At 46.8% G+C, this 19,752-nt stretch carries 18 protein-coding genes and 1 pseudogene; 11 read left to right on the top strand and 8 right to left on the bottom strand.

Annotation, left to right across the window (positions count from 1 at the left end):
• Positions 1 to 80 precede the first annotated feature (80 nt).
• Entirely contained in the window at positions 81 to 1,781 is a 1,701-nt protein-coding gene (locus tag AC4G46_RS18990; protein ID WP_491124097.1) for an ABC1 kinase family protein, read from the bottom strand.
• 217 nt (positions 1,782 to 1,998) lie between these two features.
• On the opposite strand from AC4G46_RS18990, the gene AC4G46_RS18985 reads away from it, so the two are divergent.
• From AC4G46_RS18985 to AC4G46_RS18970, 4 genes are all read left to right on the top strand, one after another.
• The gene (locus AC4G46_RS18985; RefSeq protein ID WP_491124096.1) at positions 1,999 to 2,565 is read left to right on the top strand and encodes a TetR/AcrR family transcriptional regulator; all 567 of its coding nucleotides are present in this window, start codon (positions 1,999 to 2,001) and stop codon (positions 2,563 to 2,565) included.
• Positions 2,566 to 2,690: 125 nt separating this feature from the next.
• The gene (locus tag AC4G46_RS18980; protein WP_491124095.1) at positions 2,691 to 3,812 is read left to right on the top strand and encodes an ABC transporter permease; all 1,122 of its coding nucleotides are present in this window, start codon (positions 2,691 to 2,693) and stop codon (positions 3,810 to 3,812) included.
• A complete protein-coding gene (locus tag AC4G46_RS18975; RefSeq protein WP_491124094.1) occupies positions 3,812 to 4,534 on the top strand; it encodes an ABC transporter ATP-binding protein in 723 nt (240 codons plus the stop codon). Before AC4G46_RS18980 ends, AC4G46_RS18975 begins: the two co-directional genes overlap by 1 nt.
• A 205-nt stretch (positions 4,535 to 4,739) precedes the next feature.
• On the top strand, positions 4,740 to 6,296 hold the full coding sequence (locus tag AC4G46_RS18970) for a class I adenylate-forming enzyme family protein (protein WP_491124093.1): 1,557 nt from the start codon (positions 4,740 to 4,742) through the stop codon (positions 6,294 to 6,296).
• A gap of 12 nt (positions 6,297 to 6,308) precedes the next feature.
• Here the strand turns inward: AC4G46_RS18970 and AC4G46_RS18965 are convergent, their stop codons facing one another.
• Positions 6,309 to 6,794, bottom strand: a complete 486-nt coding sequence (locus AC4G46_RS18965) for a pyridoxamine 5'-phosphate oxidase family protein (protein WP_491124092.1) — start codon at positions 6,792 to 6,794, stop codon at positions 6,309 to 6,311.
• A gap of 209 nt (positions 6,795 to 7,003) precedes the next feature.
• Between AC4G46_RS18965 and AC4G46_RS18960 the strand changes: the two genes are divergently transcribed.
• Both AC4G46_RS18960 and AC4G46_RS18955 read left to right on the top strand, forming a co-directional pair.
• The gene (locus AC4G46_RS18960; RefSeq protein ID WP_491124091.1) at positions 7,004 to 7,225 is read left to right on the top strand and encodes an HTH domain-containing protein; all 222 of its coding nucleotides are present in this window, start codon (positions 7,004 to 7,006) and stop codon (positions 7,223 to 7,225) included.
• Positions 7,226 to 7,518: 293 nt separating this feature from the next.
• Entirely contained in the window at positions 7,519 to 7,869 is a 351-nt protein-coding gene (locus AC4G46_RS18955; protein WP_491124090.1) for an NUDIX hydrolase, read from the top strand.
• Positions 7,870 to 8,033: 164 nt separating this feature from the next.
• Here the strand turns inward: AC4G46_RS18955 and AC4G46_RS18950 are convergent, their stop codons facing one another.
• The 4 genes from AC4G46_RS18950 to AC4G46_RS18935 form a co-directional block, all read right to left on the bottom strand.
• Positions 8,034 to 8,222, bottom strand: a complete 189-nt coding sequence (locus AC4G46_RS18950; RefSeq protein ID WP_491124089.1) for an alpha/beta fold hydrolase — start codon at positions 8,220 to 8,222, stop codon at positions 8,034 to 8,036.
• A gap of 166 nt (positions 8,223 to 8,388) precedes the next feature.
• Positions 8,389 to 8,871 carry a peptidoglycan recognition protein family protein gene (locus AC4G46_RS18945; RefSeq protein WP_491124088.1) on the bottom strand — a complete coding sequence of 161 codons (483 nt, stop codon included), beginning with the start codon at positions 8,869 to 8,871 and terminating at the stop codon, positions 8,389 to 8,391.
• 10 nt (positions 8,872 to 8,881) lie between these two features.
• The gene (locus tag AC4G46_RS18940) at positions 8,882 to 11,290 is read right to left on the bottom strand and encodes a tetratricopeptide repeat protein (RefSeq protein ID WP_491124087.1); all 2,409 of its coding nucleotides are present in this window, start codon (positions 11,288 to 11,290) and stop codon (positions 8,882 to 8,884) included.
• Positions 11,291 to 12,060: 770 nt separating this feature from the next.
• Positions 12,061 to 12,930, bottom strand: coding sequence for an AraC family transcriptional regulator (locus AC4G46_RS18935; RefSeq protein ID WP_491124086.1), 870 nt, complete (start codon positions 12,928 to 12,930; stop codon positions 12,061 to 12,063).
• 189 nt (positions 12,931 to 13,119) lie between these two features.
• Between AC4G46_RS18935 and AC4G46_RS18930 the strand changes: the two genes are divergently transcribed.
• Entirely contained in the window at positions 13,120 to 15,192 is a 2,073-nt protein-coding gene (locus AC4G46_RS18930) for a beta-galactosidase (protein ID WP_491124085.1), read from the top strand.
• Between the two features lie 125 nt (positions 15,193 to 15,317).
• Here the strand turns inward: AC4G46_RS18930 and AC4G46_RS18925 are convergent, their stop codons facing one another.
• The gene (locus AC4G46_RS18925) at positions 15,318 to 15,938 is read right to left on the bottom strand and encodes a flavin reductase family protein (protein WP_491124084.1); all 621 of its coding nucleotides are present in this window, start codon (positions 15,936 to 15,938) and stop codon (positions 15,318 to 15,320) included.
• 95 nt (positions 15,939 to 16,033) lie between these two features.
• Here AC4G46_RS18925 and AC4G46_RS18920 point away from each other — a divergent pair, with 95 nt between their 5' ends.
• On the top strand, positions 16,034 to 16,729 hold the full coding sequence (locus AC4G46_RS18920) for an ArsR/SmtB family transcription factor (RefSeq protein ID WP_491124083.1): 696 nt from the start codon (positions 16,034 to 16,036) through the stop codon (positions 16,727 to 16,729).
• Positions 16,730 to 16,844: 115 nt separating this feature from the next.
• On the opposite strand, the pseudogene AC4G46_RS18915 reads toward AC4G46_RS18920, so the two are convergent.
• Positions 16,845 to 17,555 (bottom strand): annotated as a pseudogene (locus tag AC4G46_RS18915) (AAC(3) family N-acetyltransferase).
• A 288-nt stretch (positions 17,556 to 17,843) separates the two neighbouring features.
• Between AC4G46_RS18915 and AC4G46_RS18910 the strand changes: the two are divergent.
• The 3 genes from AC4G46_RS18910 (at position 17,844) to AC4G46_RS18900 (ending at position 19,733) form a co-directional block, all read left to right on the top strand.
• Positions 17,844 to 18,641 carry a hypothetical protein gene (locus tag AC4G46_RS18910; protein ID WP_491124082.1) on the top strand — a complete coding sequence of 266 codons (798 nt, stop codon included), beginning with the start codon at positions 17,844 to 17,846 and terminating at the stop codon, positions 18,639 to 18,641.
• 94 nt (positions 18,642 to 18,735) lie between these two features.
• Positions 18,736 to 19,005, top strand: coding sequence for a hypothetical protein (locus AC4G46_RS18905; protein ID WP_491124081.1), 270 nt, complete (start codon positions 18,736 to 18,738; stop codon positions 19,003 to 19,005).
• Positions 19,006 to 19,250: 245 nt separating this feature from the next.
• A complete protein-coding gene (locus tag AC4G46_RS18900) occupies positions 19,251 to 19,733 on the top strand; it encodes an NUDIX hydrolase (RefSeq protein WP_491124080.1) in 483 nt (160 codons plus the stop codon).
• Positions 19,734 to 19,752 lie beyond the last annotated feature (19 nt).

The raw sequence follows: 19,752 nt of genomic DNA, 5'->3' as shown, positions 1-19,752 counted from the left end.
CGTTAATCGTTACCCTGGCAATAGAAGAAAAGGGACCGATAAGACCGGTCCCTTATTTTCTGGCTATAGTTCATCCTATTTCACTTCGGCCGTTCCAATCTGCTGCGTTCACGCATGGCGTTCATCTGCTTGACATGTCTTGCTTCACGGCGGTTGCCTCCCGTTATCAGCTGGCTCAGCATAATGAGCAGCCCCAGGATGCCAAGCACATAAGAAAGGATAGGATTCACTTCATTCCACATGTTGGAAGCAGTCAGAAGAAATACCGCTCCAATAATAGTTGCAATAATCCGCCTTGTATTTTTATTTTGTGTATCTATCAATTTTTTCTCAAAAGAACTCGATAGCTTTACCCGTAAATTTCCGCTTTCCAGCTTATCTACTGTAGAAATCAACTTCTTGGTCGTAGGGAGGATTCCTTTGAGCAGACCCGTGCCTTCATCCAGAACGGTGGAAAAGACACTTCCTTTTAGATCTTTAAGCACAACCTTTTGGATGTAAGGCCTAGCGGTCCCGATCAAATCAAGCTCAGGGTCCAGTCCAAGGCAGAGTCCGTACACCGTAATCATTGCTTTGCCCAGAAAGGTTGTATTTGCCGGTAACTGAAAGGGCTGGGAATAGAGAAAATCACGTAAATCTTCAGCATTGTCACCTGATGTCACGAAGCTCAAGTCAAACGTATCCCCATTGATTTGATCAAATAATAACGTAAGATTCCTGGAAAACACCTCTAAATCTACATTCCGTCTCAAAAATCTCAAACGGTTAAGGGCATTAATTGCGCCGGGGGCATCCTTAAAATACACAGCCATTAAAAGGGCTACCATTTGCGTCTTCATATCCGCAGGAATTCGTCCGACCATTCCAAAATCGATTAATGCTATAGTGCCGTCAGGCTGCACGAGAACATTGCCCGGGTGCGGGTCCGCGTGAAAGAATCCGTTTACGAGAATCTGTTCTACGAAAATCTCCAGCAAAGCCTTCGCTAATTTCGTCCGATCCACACCCCAGGCGCCAAGCTGGGCAAAATTGTTGATTTTTACACCTTCCATAAACGCCATGGTCAGCACCTTTGAGGTTGTATAGGACCAGTGAATGCCCGGAACAACGATATCCTTCCGATGGGTGAACTGCTGACGGAATTCTTCGGCATTTCGCCCCTCTTTTTGATAATCGAGCTCGTCCATAACGGTATCGTAAAACTCATCATACACCGCATCAAGATCCATAAAGGCTGCAATCTGGGGCTGGCGTTTTAATAAGCGGACAGCAATTTGTATAGATTTCGAATCGATTTCAATAATATGCTCGATCCCGGGACGCATAACCTTCACTGCGACTTGTTCACCTGTTTGCAATGTTGCCCGATGTACCTGGCCTAAGGAAGCCGCTGCGATAGGAGTAGTGCTAAACTCGGCAAAAATCCCGTTGATGGACGCGCTGAGTTCACTCTCTACCTTATGTTTGATCTCAGAAAAATCCACCGGATCTACGGAGTCCTGCAGCTTGGACAATTCATCAAGAACTTCCTTCGGCAAAATATCCACTTGCGCACTGACATGCTGTCCGAGCTTGATGATTAATCCGCCCATGTCCATTGCCGTCTTCGTAAAATAGGATGCGTGCTTTCGGTATACGGCTTTTGTTTTGGCTTCCAAGCGCCGTCTCGGTATAAAATATTTTTGTTTGCTAAGCCACCAGAAAGCCCAAACGAATTTGAAAAGCATTCGCATGGTTCTTCTGAACCGGATATCCTTCATCAATCCCAAAAATTCGCTCATTCTTTTTTATCTGCCTCTCATTTGTGATAGACAATCTGCACATAAGTATGATATTTCATACCGTTATTATTTTCAATGACTCTAATGTTCAAATCCGGCAATCCGTTATTTGGCGTCTTGGTATTGGGCAATGCTTATAAATAATGCTAAACTGATAATAAATGAAAACAGTGATAGAACCTGTAGTCCATTAACAAGATACAAAGGAAGAGATTCGATGGGAAGAAAACAGTCTTTTACGGAGACAGAACTGCTCGATATGACCAAGAAACTAGTGCTTGAGCATGGATATGACGGGTTCCATCTCAAATTGCTGTCAGAGCATCTGTCAGGCGCCCGAAGCACTATTTATCAATATTTCTCTAACAAGGAAGAAATTGTGGCTGCTTGTATGAAGCGTGTAATGGTAAAGGTATTAGAACAAGCATTAGCCATTGATGAAACAGATCCTATGGATGCCCTGGAGCAGCTGCTTCTTGTTTATGTGGAGGAGTCTGCACTGCATCAGCTTTTGGGCAATGCCGGTAAAATAAATGTGGCTAACTCTTCTGCAGCAGCGAAGGATCTTGAATTTATTGACGAAGCACATATGACGCTCAAGGTTCAATTATCACGTTTATTTGAACGTGCACAACAGAATAAAGGGCTGCGGCAGGATATTCCACTTCCTGTACTTATTGGTGTGTTTTTTAACTTGATTGATACTCCTAATATGATGAATATCCCTACTCCTGACTGGGGAAAGCTGTTGTTTCAAATGTGGATCGGAGGAGCCAAGAGCTGACCCCGGTTCGGGATTAAATTTGACACATGTGTCATCTATGTTGTTTAATAGATGTGGCGAGCCTGATAGTAGAACCAAAATGACACATGTGTCAAAAAAAGAGATTGAAGGAGCTGGTAGAGCGGATGTTTTTAGCTGTGAAAGAATTGATGCATAGTAAAATGAGATTTTTGATGATTGTCATTATTTTTGTACTGCTGGCCTGGCTGGTATTTATCTTATCCGGTTTGGGGAACGGGTTATCTACGTTAGCTGCTTCGACATTCAAAACCATGAAGGCGGATTATGTCATATTTGAAGAAGGGTCGCAGTCTTCGATGAGCAAGTCGCTGCTGACTGATCAATTAATACCGGAAGTGCAGCTGCTGCCAAATGTTATTGCTGCCGCACCTATGGGAAGTACGATGGCGACGGCGTTAAAGGAACAAAGCGCCAAAAACGAAGATAAGCTGGATATCGCGATCATTGGAATTAACCCGGGAAGCTTCCTGGAGCCTGCTGTTGTGGAAGGGAAAGGCTTGTCCGCTGAGAACCCTACTGGTGTCATAGTGAATTCCACCATGAAGGAAGAGGGGTATGCCATCGGTGATACTTTTCAGTTAGACGGCACGACGCAAGCATTAACCATCATAGGATTTGTCGAGAATCAGACGTATAACCATGTGGCGTCCGTATTCACCCCGATGGCAGAATGGCGGAAGATTGCCTTCGCGGCTCCGGGTTCAGATAAAGGGGTTACAGGGCCCGTTAATGCCATTATGCTGCAAGGCAAGGACATTGATCCAAGTGTAATCGACAGCAAGCTAACAGGTACGGACACGGTTACCCGGTCGGGAGCTGTTCAGGGAATGCCGGGGTACAAAGAAGAGAACGGCACTATTTTCATGATGCTGGCCTTTCTGCTTGCCATCGCCGCCTTTGTGCTCGGTGTGTTCTTTTATGTCATAACGATGCAGAAGACGAACCAGTTTGGCATTATGAAAGCTATTGGTGCCAGCAACAAATTCTTGAGCAAAGCCATTGTATCGCAAGTATTTGTGCTTTCGCTGATTAGTATTGTCGTTGGAATCCTACTTACTTATGGAACGGCAGCCATCATGCCGAAGGGAATGCCATTTAAGCTTGAAACGAATCTGGTTGTGACTTATTCCATCATTTTGCTGGTTATCTCCATTTTAAGTTCTATGGTGTCGGTCCGGAAGATCACAAAGATTGATCCGCTCAAGGCACTCGGGAGGGTTGAATAATGACTAAGGGATTACAAATGAAGGAGCTCACAAAGTTCTATAACGAAGGAAGTAATCGGATTGCCGCACTGGATCATGTGTCCATATCAGTGGAGCCGGGTGAGTTTGTTGCTGTAGTTGGACCGTCCGGTTCCGGAAAAAGTACATTTTTATCCATTGCCGGAGCGCTGCTCAAAGCTTCAGAGGGCGAAGTTAAGCTGAACGGTAATAACATTTCTGCGCTTACTGCCCAAGAGCTGGCGGATACAAGACTAAAAGAAATCGGATTTATTATGCAATCCTCGAATTTGGTTCCCTATTTGAATGTGCTTGATCAGCTGCTCATTATAAAAAGGATGTCGGGAAAGGTTAAAAGAGAGGATAAAGAATTTGCCGTTAAGCTGCTGGAAAAGCTGGGGCTGGGCTCGAAGCTAAAGAGCTTCCCGGAAGAGCTGTCCGGCGGTGAGAAACAGCGGACAGCGATTGCCCGTGCCCTGATTAATGATCCCAATATCATCCTGGCTGATGAGCCGACAGCAAGCCTGGATACCAAACGTGCACATGAAGTAGTCAGTCTGATCGCACAAGAGGTGAATTCAGGCCGGAAAGCGGCGATTATGGTTACTCACGATGAGCGTATGCTTGAATACTGCGATAAGGTATACCGGATGGAAGACGGGAAATTGTCGTTGCAGCAGGCTGTTAAGAAGTCCAATCTGAAAGAGCCCGCCGGGACGAGGTGAAGTCTGTGGCAGTAATGGGTACGCAATAATAACACTTATAAGAGTCAAAGAAAGGCATCCGTTAGCGGGTGCCTTTTTGATCATAATAAAATTTGAAAACAGATATAAGCAAAGCTAATTGGAATACTATACCATTCCGATGTTATGATATTAATCTAAGTTAATCTATGCAAATAATATGATAATTCTTGGTGGAGGGTATAGAATGCTTCTTTCAGAAATATTGCCCCGCGTTGCTCAGATGCAGCCGGACCATTATGCTATGAAACACAGAAACGAATACTTAACCTATAAGCAATTACTGCACCAGGTGAGCTGTATTGCGAATGGTCTGCACAACTTAGGTGTAAAGCCTGGTGACCGGATTGCACTGTTAAGCGATCCTTGCCCATACCTTGCCCTTGCAGAATGTGCGGTAATTGCTGTAGGTGCAATCCCCATTACAGTATTCCCGGGTTTAGCACCTGGTGAGATTTATCAAATCCTTGATGATGCCAATCCTATCGCAATCGTATTTGACTCCGGCAATCCCAAAATAGCCGATTGCATTTCATCTATAAATATTGCTCTCCCGATCTCCTGCAAGAAGTCCAGGGGATTTCTCTCGTTAGAAGACCTAATTGCAGCATCCCCCCCTCTAACCAAATGGCACACAGCAGAGCCAGATGATGTAGCTCTTATTATCTACACGGGGGGTACAACAGGACGCGCCAAGGGAGTTATGCACTCCCATCGGGCTATCAGCTGCTGGGCTTTCATGAGCCCTGCAAAAGGCGGAGGTCATAACCCAGCCAAAAAATCACTTGTCCCCAATCAAGCGCACCTGACAGGGCAATTTATACTTTGGACAACGCTGTTTGAAGGAGGCTGTCTCCTGTATCCGGATTCCTATCCGTTACAGGCTAAAGAGGTCGTAGAAATCATTGAACGTGAACAATTAATGTTTTTAGGTACGGTCGGACTCCTTTTAAAAGATATCGTCGGCTTGGAAGATATCCATTCCAGACAAACTCAATCAATAGCAGGCATATCGTGCGGAGGTGCTCCCATCAGTGAGAGCACCTTATACAAAGCTCTTGAAGTTTTTCCGGATGTTCAATTATCGGAGGTGTATTCACAAACGGAAAGCGGTCAATTTATCAGCTTCTTATCTGTCAATCAGTGCCTTAGAGAGGGAAAGCTGGATCGGCTTTTATCTGTCGGGAATCCGTCACACATGATACATTGGGGGCAGAAGCCGTTTGAAGTGCGAATCGTCGATGACTCAGGTATAGATGTAGAGCAAGGACAAATCGGCGAAATTATTTGCAAAAGCGAACAAATCATGCTCGGTTACTGGAATAATTCAGAAGAGACAAACAAAGCCATAAGAAATGGATGGCTCTATACTGGCGATCTGGGCTGCTTTGACGAAGACGGTTATTTGTATCTTATGGACAGAAAGAAAGATATGATCATAGTGGGAGCTTCCAATGTCTACTGCTCAGAGGTTGAGGAAGCAATAAGTGCGCACCCCTCCATCCTTGAGTCTGCTGTGGTAGGAGCTCCCTTGTCAGAGGAAGGAGAAGAAGTTACTGCGGTGGTCGTCCTTAAGCATCAAACGCTGCTCACGCTTGAAGATTTACAGCAATTCTGCAGTCAGTATATTGCTGAATTTAAGATACCCACCCGTTTAGAAATCGTTGACTCACTTGCAAGAACAGCAGTTGGAAAAATTAATAAGCAGTCTATTAAGAAACAATTCGGGACCGGAGGGCACTAATTCATGGCGTAATCATGATCCAATTCGTTCATACGCAGTCTTATTAACAAAATCAATCTCATTCCGGATCCCTTTATGGGCGTCATTCCACAGGCCCTTCGTCAGGCGAATGCGCAGCAGGCATGTGTTAGGGTCTTCGTCGTTATTGGCTTCGTTATACCATTCTGCGAACACTGTGCGCAGCTTGGTCATCATCTCCGTGTTTTTCTCGTCACATACCCAGCCCAGGTTTTCACCGATCCCATCGGCCGTAAAATTTTCGACGATAATGCAAACGGCGACTTCGGGGTTTTGGGCGATCTGCAGCATTTTGTTTGAGGTTGCGTAAGTGACGGTGTAGAACGCGCCGTCCTCATAATAAGCGTCTACAATGCGGGAGGCGGGACGGCTGTGGCCGTTCAGCCCCGGTTCCACTGCGATTGTTGACAGAGTGATAAGGCCGTCCTTGTTCCCCGCTTGTGTATCCAGCAGCTTCATGGCTTCGTCATACTTGATCATTATATTACCTCCTGGAATGTTGTTAGGCATCTATCGATAGCTTATCATTGTAAAATCCTGGTGCATGTGAAAAATAATACGATAGAATGAATAATGCTAAGATAGATACTCCTGTGCCCTGTTTAGGTATAGTTCAACTGGTGCACATCCTAACTTGACATAATCCTGTCAAGTTTTTTTATTTATACTAAAAACCAAGAGGTGAACGTATGCAGATTAGCAGACTGCATCAAATGACATATATTTTACTGGAAAAGGGGACTGTTACGGCACCGGAGCTGGCTGAGCGGTTCGAGGTGTCGGTCAGAACGGTCTATCGAGATGTTGAAGTTAAGCCAGGCGGGAATTCCGGTTTATACGAGCTAAGGAAAGGGCGGCGGCATTTCCCTTCCCGACAGGTTTGCCCTGAACAAATCTTTGCTTACGGATAAAGAGCAGGATGAGATTCTATTTGCCCTGCAGAGCTTGTCCGCAGCCCGGCTGCCCGATTTGGGTGAGGCTTGTTCAAAATTGAGCAGCCTGTTCAGGAAAAATAGCACAAGTTGGTTTCAAATACGTAAGCATAAGATTAAGCAGCTCGCGATACGGCTGTCTAAAGGCTTGAAAGGAGGGATTACTGCTTATGACGGAATACGTCAAGACCATGAGAAAATTAATCGGCCAAAAACCATTACTGCTATGCGGCGCCAGCATTATTGTATTTAATGAGTAGGATCAGGTTCTAATGCTTAGAAGAAACGATAACGGATGCTGGTGTTTTCCCGGTGGAGCCGTTGATCTCGGTGAGGACACTGAAGAAGCAGCGCGCAGAGAACTGCTAGAGGAGACCGGTTTAAGTATTGGTGAGATTAGTCTTTTTGGTGTGTTCTCAGGAAAAGAGCTGCACTATGTCTATCCGAACGGAGATGAGGTATACATCGTTGATGTAGTCTACTCAAGCAACAATGTATACGGAGAGATCTCTATAGATAATGAAAGCAGAGAATACCGTTATTTTGATATTGACGATATCCCTGCTGAGATCAGCCCTCCCGTAATGCCCGTTGTAAATGAGCTGAAGAGGAGGACCAGTTAAATCCCCTCTCTCATCTGACATGAATACAGTCCCGAATCGCCTGGATAACGAGATCCGGCTCTGTCAATTGCGGGAAGTGTCCGCTGGAAGCAGCCCGGATGTGCTTTCCATGTTTGCTTAGCTGAACAAGGTCCAGCTGATTATTCATTCGAATTTCATAAGCTTTAGCGGACATGAACCGATACCTGATCGGGGAACATGCGGGTAAACAAGTTGGCATACAATCCGCCCAGAGAATGCCCGACCAGAAGATAGGGGGACAGCCCGATATCATCAGGCAGCTGTCTTAATGAATTGACGATAGCTATCCCATGCTGGGGGCTTACCGGTTTGCTGCTGCCCCCGATCTCCAAACGGTTGGCCAGGACGACGCAAAATAGCGGACGAGAGGGGCATATCCCCTTGGAATGAGGTAACCCTTTTTTAAACTGAAATAGCCAGTCGCCTGAAAACTTCAGGCAACTGGCTATTATTTTTTATTTTTTCTTGATATGCCTTTCATTCTATTGGAGGGTACAGTTATATTCCGGACAACTGCATACGGATCCGGCTCATATCTACATGAGACCCCGGGCAGCTTTTTGTAACGCCAGTTACTTCCCGGTGTCCGAATACGTCTCTTGGAGACAGCTTGTATTGTTCCATTAAATACCGGCATAGCTTCAACAATGAATCCATCTGGCATTTGGAGGGCTCATGCAAATCCATATTACCGGACATGCAAATACCGATGGAGGTCTCATTGTGTCCGAGGGTATGAGCGCCTGCATGATAGCCGCGTCCCATTACAATCTGTCCGTCTGCTATGCCCGGTGCCTCTATGAAAAAGTTATATCCGATTCCGCTCCAGTTCATCGTGTCCCTGTGATAGGCATGGGTACGATAAATGTCCCAGCCTTCCTCCTCCGTGTGATGGATAATGATGCTGTCCACATCCAGCAGGGGCTGAAGCGGCTCGCTAAAGTGGAGATTCACTTCCGTAATCCAATCTTCTGTGCTCATTCGATCACTCCTAGAAATCCAGATGTAAGCGTGTGGGCATGGGATCCAGACCTATGATCTGATTCTTCGTCTGGATCGAATAACGGCTTCTATAGTGATCTTCACCATATATAGCCCGTTTGATTTCGATCGCCAGGTCCATTTCTCTTGTTGAATCGTCTGTCCGTCCGGCTAAATAGCAATAGACTCCAAGGTTATGGTGCAGTTTTGCCATTTCATCCGAAAATTCATGGTTCAGTTCTTCTAAAATATGTACTGCTTTATTGTAGTATTCTTCTGCCAAACGGAGTTCGCTGCGTCTCAATAAGATATTGCCATAGTAGAGAAAGACCTGGGCCATATCCCGGTGCAGCGGTGAAAGACTGTTCTCCCTAAGCGAGAGTGCCTCATTACAGATCGTAAGCGCCGTCTCGTATTGTTCCACGTCATGATAAAAATAGACCAGGTTGATTTTGTAATCAGCCAGTTTGCGCGGGTTATAATTTTCAGGAAGCAGGGAAATCCGGATCGCTCTCTCGTAGAGCGGGAGCGCCAAGTGGTGAAGCTTCATGTCCTGATACAGGGTGGCCAGATTATTCGCAGACATAGCGACACCGATATGATCCCCGCCAAGTACCTGTTCTCTGAGCGCAAGAGCTTTATGGTAGAGCGGCTCTGCCTCTGTCATCCGCCCCATATTATGATAGAGTGTGCCTAAGCCATAATAAGATTTGGCCGTGAACCGGTTTTCTTCACCATAAAGGGTAAGATGTATGTCTAAAGAGGTGTCGAACATGATTTCCGCATCCGTATAGTTGCCTTCTTTAAAATAAATATAGGCCAAATCGTAGACGAGGATTCCTCTCAGGGACTGTGCTTCCGTGGTTTCCAAGGATTCCAGGTAGCTGATAAACTGCTTGAACAGTGGGATCGTTAACTCCCATTTTCCTGAGTTGAAGAACTTGGCATCCTCATCGCGGAACCATTCCGATAAAGAGTCAGGCGTAAGCCATCCATGCTCAACCTGTTGAAGTCCGTGGAAAAAAGCTTCGTCCAACCAGTTGTAGGCATCCCGCAACGTTCCGGTGAAGGTGTGCCGGCTTAGTTGATTTGCATAATACCCGAACAAAAACCGGTGCCCTTCCCGGATCGTATGGACACTTTGATGGTGACGCAGACTCTCCCGCATCAGGGCATGCATTTCCCACCGGTTCGTCAGCTCATTATGATAGATAAAGGAGAAGCGCAGCAGCTCGTCTCTTTGGTAAAGGGGATAACCGGTTTGAAAGGCCTGCACGATCGCTTCAAACAAGGCTTCGTCCCATGAACGGGCTATGGCGAGCAGCTCCAGCGTCTGTATCTCATAAGGCGTCAAATATTTAAGCAGACGCTCAATGAGGCTCTCCGGCGTTCTCCAGTCTACAAAATCCTGGACATTCGGTATCCGGGTACGAATGATTTCCTGGTGCAGATTCACAGCCAAACGGAGGGTATACGCGTGCCCGTAGGATTGCTTAATAATCGCATTCTGGATTCCTTCATTCGTTACCCCCGAACGGACCAGTATGGTTTTGCTGTCTTCTTCGGTTAAGGAATCCAGCGGGCGCTGAGAGCAGACGAACTCCCAATTGGGATCGGTCTCTGCCCATCGCAGCCGTTCTCTTCCGGTAATGACCCACAGCAGGCCGGGGTGGCCTTGGATCATTCCGCGGATCCAGCTGTCTACAACAGACTGATATCCCTTCATCCGCTTATCTTCCCATAAGGCCTCATAAGTATCCAGGAATATAACCAGCCGGCAGCTGTTCTTGGTCTGATGGGCTACCAGATCTTCCAGCAATACATCAGGTAAATAAGTTAACAATTCTGAAGCATCCAACGCCGATAACTGGGATAAATAATCCATTTTGGTTTTGGTCAAATATTTATGTATAAAGCTCGAAGACTTACGGAACAGGTTATACACTTTAGGAACCAGTCCGAGTCCAGGCACATCTTCGATTGTATTGATGAGTTCGACTAGCAGGTCCCCTTCATCAAGCAGCGGGGTAATCGACTCCTTGAGCGGTAAATGGGCATAGGCCTTGCTCATATATAAGGCGTATACAATATCGAAAAAGGAAAAGTTGATTTTTTTGCTGGAGATGATCGATTTCCTGAGATGGATTAGTGCATTTTCCGGCTGTTGATGAGCCTTTGTCTCGAAATCCAGGATACCCAACGCTATATCCTCCCGCCGGGTAAGGCGATGAACCATTTCTCTCCGCAAGGAGGACTTGCCCACACCTCCCACCCCGTAGAAGCACAGCACCTTGTAATCCTCCTCCTGTTGTACCTCAAGAGCATGATACAGTTCATCGAAATAGGACTCGCGGCCTGTGAAGGAATCCTCCTGCTTTCTCTTTAGCTTGTCCATCAAAGTCATGCGCTGAAACATCATATGAAGACCTCTCTTCCTGCCATTAAGACTAAGAACATCATTCTTGTCCTTTCTGTATCTACATTACTTTATTTCTAAATATAGCGGCAATACGGTCCTCTGAGCCATTGTTGTTAAGTTAATGTTTCCCGATAGCGTCGAATGGCTGGAAGCGTGAATATGGTGTTATATTGAGTCCCCGACTACTTAAGCTGCTCTTAAAGTTGATTCTAATTCTTAGTAATTTTATTAAATAAAGTCTTAGAGAGTTTCAATTGTTCCTCCAAGATAAATAAATCTCCCCCGACTTCTTCACGATCCTTCAAATCCAAAACAAGTGTTTCGGATAACTTATATATACTTGTAAATACTTCATTGAACCTGCAGTAAATATTCTCAGATATTATTTGTCCTTCCTTCGAAAATATTGAATGAATTATGTTCTTGTAACTCTTAAGTTTCCTTTGCACTAATTTTATTATTAAAACTTCATTGTCAACTAAATGAAATGTTATGAAGTTATTTGTATCAGGATAAAAATATACATGACGTTCCGATATTGTATTACCTTTAGAAATTAGTAACCTCAATTCTTTCAACATAAATCTCAAAGTTGTAATTGGAAGACCATTGTAATTTCTATTTGGAAAAGTGAGGTCTGCAGTTTCAATGAAAAATTCAGTCATAAAAGTACTGTGTTCATGAGACAAAAATATGTGACTCTGATCAATCTTGAATTCAATTTCAGTTAGTTTCACTGAATCACTACTTTCAAATCGGTTTTTTTTTGCTTAAATATCCCGATCACCCGCAAGACGGCTGCGCATGACACCCGGCGTACACCCGTAAGTCTTGCGGAATACCCGGATAAAATAATTGGTCTCCATCCCGACATTCAGCGCCAGATCCTGCACCGGCCGTTCGGGGCTTTCGGTAATCATCTGCAGCGCGCGCTGCAGCCGCAGGTTCTGCAGGTATTTATGCGGCGTGACACCATACTCCTGCAGGAACAGGCGCTGGAAATGCTGCACCGAATAGCCGACTGCAGAAGCCAGGTTGGCAATCAGCAGCGGTTCGGTAAAGTGCTCATTGATCAGACGGACTGCTTTTTGCAGCGCCTCGTTGCGGACGGTTTCGGTCTCCAGGCGTTCAGCCGGACTCAGGGTGGAATCCCCCCTGCGCAGCATCAGCAGCAGCCGGTACAGGGTAACGGACAGCTCCTGCATCGTCTGTTCATCCAACCGTGCTGCATTATGCCGGTCCACGGTATGCCAGATTCCGGCGATGGCATCCCAGCACTCCTCAAACCGCTCGGCCATTACAGGGACAGAAGGAAGCAGGCGCAGACCTTCCAGTACCGGAGCAGACTGGCTGCCGTCAAAGCCGATAAAAGCCAGATGCCAAGGCTCGTGGGATAGCGGATAATATTCATGCCCCCGGTCAGGCGGAAAAGCAAACACCATTCCCGGAGTCAGCACCGTTTCCGTGCCGTCCGTAAGATCGCGGAACAGCCCGCTGCCGCTGCGGATCAGGAACACCTGATGCACAGGGAAGCCCGAGGGGCGGACATGATGGTACTGGATATGATGGCCTACAGAATAGGGGTAGAGCGGAAATTCATCAGGCTGGCGGGGCAGCTCGACCAAAGAAAATGGAAGCAAAGTGTACACCTCATATTCATTTTGTACTATGCAGTCGCGAGTTTATTCCTACTGTCTGATAGCGTTTATCCTATATTATAAACAGTATAAATGATTATCCGTGATTTGGACAAGGATACTGAGTGAATGTAATCAGAGAAAAGTCCCATCCTGACACGGGAAAGATGATGAGAGGATGAATCTACTGCTATGAGTCTAAAATCCCCTGCAATCAGCAGCAAGGCCCCGGTTATGCTGCATGGAGCCGATTATAATCCCGAGCAATGGCTGAAATACCCTGAAGTGTTTAAAGAGGATATCCGCCTGATGAAGCTGGCAGGCTGCAACGTGATGTCTGTCGGCATTTTTTCCTGGGTGTCCCTGGAGCCGGAAGAAGGCGTCTTTACGTTTGAATGGCTTGACCATGTACTGAATACCTTTGCCGAGAACGGAATTTACGCTTTTCTGGCGACTCCGAGCGGCGCCCGTCCGGCTTGGATGTCTGCTAAATATCCGGAAGTTCTGCGTATAGAACGCAACCGTGTACGTAATCTGCACGGCGTCCGCCACAATCACTGCTTCACTTCTCCGGTCTACCGGGAAAAAACAGCGCTGATCAACTCCAAGCTGGCCGAGCGTTACGCTCACCATCCGGCAGTCATCGGCTGGCACATCTCCAATGAGTTCGGCGGCGAATGCCACTGTGATCTCTGTCAGAATGCATTCAGAGACTGGCTCAAAGTGAAATACAACAACAGTCTTGAAGAGGTTAACCATGCCTGGTGGGCAACCTTCTGGAGTCATACGTATACGGCATGGGAGCAGATCGAATCCCCGGCTCCGCACGGTGAGACGCAGGTTCACGGCCTGAATCTGGACTGGCGCCGGTTTGTCAGCGAGCAGACCATTAATTTCTGCAGCCATGAAATGTCTGCAGTGCGTGACTACAATCCTGAATTGCCGATTACGACCAATATGCATAACATCGACGGTATTGACTACCGCGAAATGGCCAAGATTCTTGATGTCGTATCCTGGGATGCTTACCCGGACTGGGGTTACACGGAAGATAACGATGATGCCCGCCTGGCCGCCTGGACTGCGATGCACCATGACATGTTCCGCACCTTCAAACACAAGCCGTTCCTGCTGATGGAGAGCACGCCTTCCCTGACCAACTGGCAGTCGGTAAGCAAGCTGAAGCGTCCGGGCATGCACAAGCTGTCTTCCTTGCAGGCTGTAGCGCACGGTTCGGATTCCGTGCAATACTTCCAGTGGCGCAAGAGCCGCGGCTCCAGTGAGAAATTCCACGGTGCCGTACTGGATCACAGCGGACATGGCGAGACCCGTGTATTCAAGGATGTAGCCGAAGTTGGCCAGATTCTGGCTGGTCTGACGGATGTGGTTGGCACTTCGACTCCTGTACAGACAGCGATTCTGTACGACTGGGACAACCGTTGGGCGATAAAAGATGCTCAAGGTATCCGCAATTCCGGCCTGAAGTTCGAAGAAACTGTACTGCAGCACTACCGTGCACTGTGGGAGCAGGGCATTCCGGTTGATATTGTCGGTTCCGGTGACGACCTGTCCCGCTATAAGCTGGTTATCGCACCGATGCTGTACCTGATCAGTGAAGAGAATGGAAAAAACATTGAGCAGTATGTTGAGCAGGGCGGTACTTTCCTGGCGACTTACTGGTCAGGAGTTGTAGGCGAGACAGATCTGTGCCATCTGGGAGGCTTCCCAGGTCCACTGCGCAAGACGCTGGGTATCTGGGCAGAAGAGACAGAGGGACTGCACAGCCGTGATCTGAACGGCCTGGTAATGGAAAAGGGCAACGCCCTGGGCTTGTCCGGCGACTATGACGCGCATGAAATCGCCGAGCTGATTCACCTGGAAGGTGCTGAAGCGCTCGGCCACTACCGCACCGACTTCTATGCCGGACGCCCGGCACTGACTGTCAACAAGCTTGGTGCAGGTGAAGCCTACCATCTGGCAACCCGGGTTAAAGACCTGGCGTTCTACGTGGAGCTGTATGCTGCTATTACTGCCAAGGCAGGGATTGCCCGCACACTGGAGTCCGAGCTGCCTGTAGGTGTAACTGCACAGCTGCGTACAGACGGCGAAAACGAATTTGTGTTCGTACAGAACTTTACCGGCGAAGCACAGACTGTGAAGCTGGACGGCCGCGGTTATACCGATCTGGAAACAGGTGCTGCAGCTCCTGCAGAGCTTGAGCTGCCGGTGAACGGATTGGCAATGCTGAAGCGTAAAGCGAAGTAATATAGAAGGGACCCGCACAGCCGGTGGATGGCTGTGCGGGTCTTTTTATTTTGTTGAGCAATTTAAGATTATAATTCACAACAGAAGCTTCCAGCCAAGCAGAAGTTTATGACTCTGACAGATCGTCAGTTTTCAGACCTGAAGGTTTTCCCGAGTTCCTTACCCAGACCAAAATAATGACGAAAATTATAGATTAGCGGACTCCATTTTAGGGGATCGATATAATTTTCATTAATAATAATTTCTTTGTGGGCATGTACATGAACAGCTTGGGTCTCGATAATGGCAAATGTAGGCGAGTAATCGGGTATCCGGATGCTTTTAACCCTTGCTTCGATTTGTAAGGGGCATTCCATTATTCGTGTGGGTTTAACCATCACAGATGCTATGGGCGTTAATCCGCTGGCAGCATATTTGTCTTTTTGATAGGAGCACCCATACGCCTTTTTATATTCAGGGACTGGATTTTTCCCCGTGTAGGGGGCCAGCTGTTCAACGTTCTTCCAGAGCGAAGGCCCGGGAATATTAATTACGCACTCGGGGAGCCGTTCTACATTTTCAATTGCTTTTCCCCCAAGACCAACCCCTAGTACAATACAGTCTCCTAATGCCCAAGATGATGAAATCGGACTAATATTTACTGTTTCATCTTCATTAGATGTATTCAGCAAGATTACAGGAGTTCCATAATATAAAATCTTAGGCTGTATCGTTTCTGCGGTTGAGATCTGTTTTGTGTTATCCATTCTGTTTGTCCTCCAATTCTATACATCCTGTCTAAATTGTATAATATAAATAGTTCCACGATCATCGAAGTATGGATTGCACAATGGAGGCCAAAATGAAAGCACAATCGAACACAGCTATGATCGCTTCTCTGGTGAGTGAAGCTTCACGCGCGGCAATATTAACTGTCTTACTGGACGGGAGGTTTCATGCAGCAGGCGAGCTGGCATATATGGCGGGAATTACGCCTCAGACAGCAAGTTTTCATTTGGCGAAATTGGTCAATGCTGACGTAGTTGCTGTTGAGAAGCAAGGGAGACACCGGTACTATGGAATCCGCGATCCGGAGGTTGCCCGGGTCATGGAAACTTTATTATCCATCTCGCCACCGATTGAGATAAGGTCTTTAAAGCAGTCTTCAGAAGACAAGGCGCTGCGTTACGCAAGAACCTGTTATGATCATCTCGCCGGGAGTTTAGGGGTGCGACTAACCGATGCACTGCTTAGAACGGATCTTTTGTGTGAGGAAAAAGAAGGGTTTGCTATTACTGGGAATGGGGAGAAATTTTTTGCAGACCTTCAAATTGACTTAAATATGGTTAAGAAGAAACGTCGCTCTTTTACCCATAAATGTCTGGATTGGAGTGAAAGACGACATCACCTTGCCGGAGCATTAGGAAATGCCTTGCTGGAGCGGTTTTTAGAGCTGAAATGGGTCCGGCGTCTACCTGAAACACGGGCAATACAAATCACTGCTGAGGGTGAAAAGGGCTTCAAAGAAGTATTTTTGCTGGATATAAAGTCACTGTGATAAAAAGGTAAGGAGCGAGGACACCGATATTGGTGCCCTCTTTTCGTCATTAGAGCTTTACGGTGAAACGTACCATAGGTCATACCGCTAATAGATAGAGTCTAATCTTTTAATACTAGACCCTGTTGCGCTCCATCCAGGCTGTTGCCCAGTCGACCAAGGGACGCTGTTCCAGGAACCGGACGTCGGCATTTCCGACTTTATGAAGCTTCACCTTTTTTTCGTTATCATAAATCTGCCCCAGCCGCACAAAATCCTCATCGTCCACGGCCTGAGTCCTGTAAGTAACCCATTCGCGCTTGCCGTTAATCATCATGGCGCTGCTCTCCTCCGAAAACTTCTTGCCGGGGAAATCCGCCCGTGTTTCTGCCAGGTGCAGTGAAGTGTTTTTGTCGTAGCCGACGCCAACCAAAAGCACGTGACCCTGCAGCTTATACAGCTTATCCAACGGGGAGCCCGCTCCGAAAATATTGCTTAAATCATGATCTTCCGTTAAAAACGACGCATTTTTACCCACTGCCGCTACAGAACGTGCCGGGTGATCAGACCTTTTGGCTCCAGGCCATTTACGGAACATTTCGGCTACGACACCCATGCCAATAGCCGGGGTTACCTCTTTATCATAGGCAGGCCAGTGTTCTCTGATGGCAGGTCACCACTCTGCGGGCTCCTCCCAGTGTACGCCGGTGGAAGGGTCGAGATTTTTCCACGTTTGGGACGGCATCATCAGGGTTCCTTCTGCTCCGACGATTTCAAGAAGGGATCGGATGAACGTTTCGGCTCCGCCAATAACAAAACCCAGCTTGCTTAATGAAGTATGAACCATAACGGTATGACCTTCCATGAGTCCGCAGTCTTTGAACTGTTTGGTGAGGTCATCTTTGGTGAGGAGTGCTCTTGTTTCCTTTGTAGTCATAAACGGATTCGCCACCTTTTCAGTGTACTATAAACAAAAAAATAACCCGGCTACAAGTAGCGGGGTTGTCTCTAGCAATGCTAGCGAAGCAGTGCCCTTAAATTCAATTACTTTCATCATTATACACATTTCCAATATGTGGTACAATTGCTGGCGGATAAAATTGAATTTATTAACATGAAAGGTTGAATCCTGCCAATGAATAAGGAAAAATCTGTCTGCTTAGCAAAAGTAAAAACGATCTTTCTTCATCCTTTGCTGTATCTCCTTATCATCGCGCTTGCGGCCTGCAGCAATTCCGCCGAAGGTAAGAAATCAAACAAGCCGCTGCAGCCGGCTAGAGCAACAATTGTTGCAGCCCAGGCCTCCGGCACCATTTATCTGTACGGTGAAGCGCATGGCGTAGCCGAGATTTTGGACAAGGAATTTGAACTTTGGTCTCAGTACTATCATAACGAGGGCATGAGGCACTTGTTCGTCGAGCTGTCCTATTTTACCGCCGAATATTTAAACGTTTGGATGCAGTCGGACAATGACGATATTCTGGATGAGATCTATGAGGATTGGAAGGGAACACGTATTTATAATCCGGATACCAAGAATTTCTACAAGCAAATAAAAAGCGAGTGTCCGGAGACGATTTTTCACGGTACAGACGTTGGACATCAGTATGATTCTACCGGCAGCCGTTTCTTGGCTTATCTTGAGACAAACGGTTTAACAGGATCGAAGGAGCACATTTTAACAAAAGGATCCATCCAGCAAGGCCGGCTTTATTATAAAAAATATGATAACGAATACCGGGAAAACAAGATGACCGAAAACTTTATCCGTGAATTCGATAAACTGGGAAATGAGAGCATTATGGGCATTTACGGCTCGGCACACACTGTACTTGATGGAATCGCCTATGGTACACAATCGCTCCCTTGTATGGCCAATCAATTACGGGCACGCTATGGCGAGAAGATTTATTCTGAGAACCTGGCTGATTGATAGGAGAAAGCTCCCGCTCATTTCATAGTTTCTTGTTTGGCAACCCGCAGCTTGGTTTAGTATAAAGCAAGACAGCCATACAAGGAGGTATATCATGGACGATCTGTGGATGGCATTCGTTTATCCCAGCAGCTTCTTTTGTCTGCTCGGTGTCGTGCTGATGATCATCGGTTACAAACGGCGGAGAACCGGACGGCGTACCGGTCTGGAAGGCGTAGCGGCTAAGCCGGGTCCGCCTGCACCCGGAGGCCCAGGTACGGCGTCTTTTCAGCAGGAAGCCAAGTATTTCCTCATTGGAGGCATCCTTCTGGGTATCGGCGTGCTTCTGCTTGCCCTGCTGGGCCTCACTTCACTTTTTGACTGAATGCGGTGAAATTGAGCAAATGGAGGGGGACCTCCGGACTCCATCCCGCATAAGCTGCCGGATGGAAGCGGCCATTTCGAATATGTCTCGAAGCTGGAAGGACCGTACTCCGCATCTTCGGATGAGGGAGGCGGTTCTTCTTTTTTACGGAAAAGATTTCTCAAAGGTTTTTTGGCAATTGTTCACGAATATGAATGCATATACCAGTAATTTCTATAAGAAGTAAATGAATTGGAGGGATGTTTATGGTATGGCCAATGCATATTGTTGCTGTTAGCGGAATTGTGGAGAATGAAGAGGGGCAAATTCTGTTGGTGAAAACTTATCGGGGAGGCTGGGTGTGCCCGGGTGGACAGGTGGAGATCGGTGAGAACCTGCTGGATGCTTTGATCAGGGAGATTAATGAAGAGAGCGGAATCGATGTTATCGTCTCACAGCTGTATGGAGTAGTCTCCAACACAGGCGTTCATAAATGGTATGACGGCGTAACAACTGTACCAACGAAAGTGATGCTGGACTTTATCTGTAAGCCTGTTGGCGGACATCTGCGTACCTCTGACGAGACATCAGACTGCCGCTGGGTTGCAAAGGATCAGGTGCTTGAGATGATTACAGCCCCCGCTATCCGCGCGCGTTATCAGGCCTATTTGGATTTTAACGGGAAAACGCAGTACATGGACTATGTGACTAAACCTGATTTTGAGGTGAAAGTAAGCAGAACCATCTAATTCGTCAAATGAGGAGTAG

The organism is Paenibacillus sp. fava2, from assembly GCF_058313675.1.
Note: the sequence above shows the minus strand (reverse complement) of the source record. Positions and strands in the feature narration are given on the sequence as shown.

Excerpts from the sequence above, each read along its gene's own strand:
- AC4G46_RS18955 (WP_491124090.1), top strand. The coding sequence starts at position 7,519 with ATGCTTAGAAGAAACGATAACGGATGCTGGTGTTTTCCCGGTGGAGCC.
- AC4G46_RS18980 (WP_491124095.1), top strand. The coding sequence starts at position 2,691 with ATGTTTTTAGCTGTGAAAGAATTGATGCATAGTAAAATGAGATTTTTG.
- AC4G46_RS18965 (WP_491124092.1), bottom strand. The coding sequence starts at position 6,794 with ATGATCAAGTATGACGAAGCCATGAAGCTGCTGGATACACAAGCGGGG.
- AC4G46_RS18920 (WP_491124083.1), top strand. The coding sequence starts at position 16,034 with ATGAAAGCACAATCGAACACAGCTATGATCGCTTCTCTGGTGAGTGAA.
- AC4G46_RS18945 (WP_491124088.1), bottom strand. The coding sequence starts at position 8,871 with ATGAGCACAGAAGATTGGATTACGGAAGTGAATCTCCACTTTAGCGAG.
- AC4G46_RS18975 (WP_491124094.1), top strand. The coding sequence starts at position 3,812 with ATGACTAAGGGATTACAAATGAAGGAGCTCACAAAGTTCTATAACGAA.
- AC4G46_RS18910 (WP_491124082.1), top strand. The coding sequence starts at position 17,844 with ATGAATAAGGAAAAATCTGTCTGCTTAGCAAAAGTAAAAACGATCTTT.
- AC4G46_RS18925 (WP_491124084.1), bottom strand. The coding sequence starts at position 15,938 with ATGGATAACACAAAACAGATCTCAACCGCAGAAACGATACAGCCTAAG.
- AC4G46_RS18960 (WP_491124091.1), top strand. The coding sequence starts at position 7,004 with ATGCAGATTAGCAGACTGCATCAAATGACATATATTTTACTGGAAAAG.
- AC4G46_RS18940 (WP_491124087.1), bottom strand. The coding sequence starts at position 11,290 with ATGATGTTTCAGCGCATGACTTTGATGGACAAGCTAAAGAGAAAGCAG.
- AC4G46_RS18970 (WP_491124093.1), top strand. The coding sequence starts at position 4,740 with ATGCTTCTTTCAGAAATATTGCCCCGCGTTGCTCAGATGCAGCCGGAC.
- AC4G46_RS18930 (WP_491124085.1), top strand. The coding sequence starts at position 13,120 with ATGAGTCTAAAATCCCCTGCAATCAGCAGCAAGGCCCCGGTTATGCTG.
- AC4G46_RS18990 (WP_491124097.1), bottom strand. The coding sequence starts at position 1,781 with ATGAGCGAATTTTTGGGATTGATGAAGGATATCCGGTTCAGAAGAACC.
- AC4G46_RS18900 (WP_491124080.1), top strand. The coding sequence starts at position 19,251 with ATGGTATGGCCAATGCATATTGTTGCTGTTAGCGGAATTGTGGAGAAT.
- AC4G46_RS18905 (WP_491124081.1), top strand. The coding sequence starts at position 18,736 with ATGGACGATCTGTGGATGGCATTCGTTTATCCCAGCAGCTTCTTTTGT.
- AC4G46_RS18985 (WP_491124096.1), top strand. The coding sequence starts at position 1,999 with ATGGGAAGAAAACAGTCTTTTACGGAGACAGAACTGCTCGATATGACC.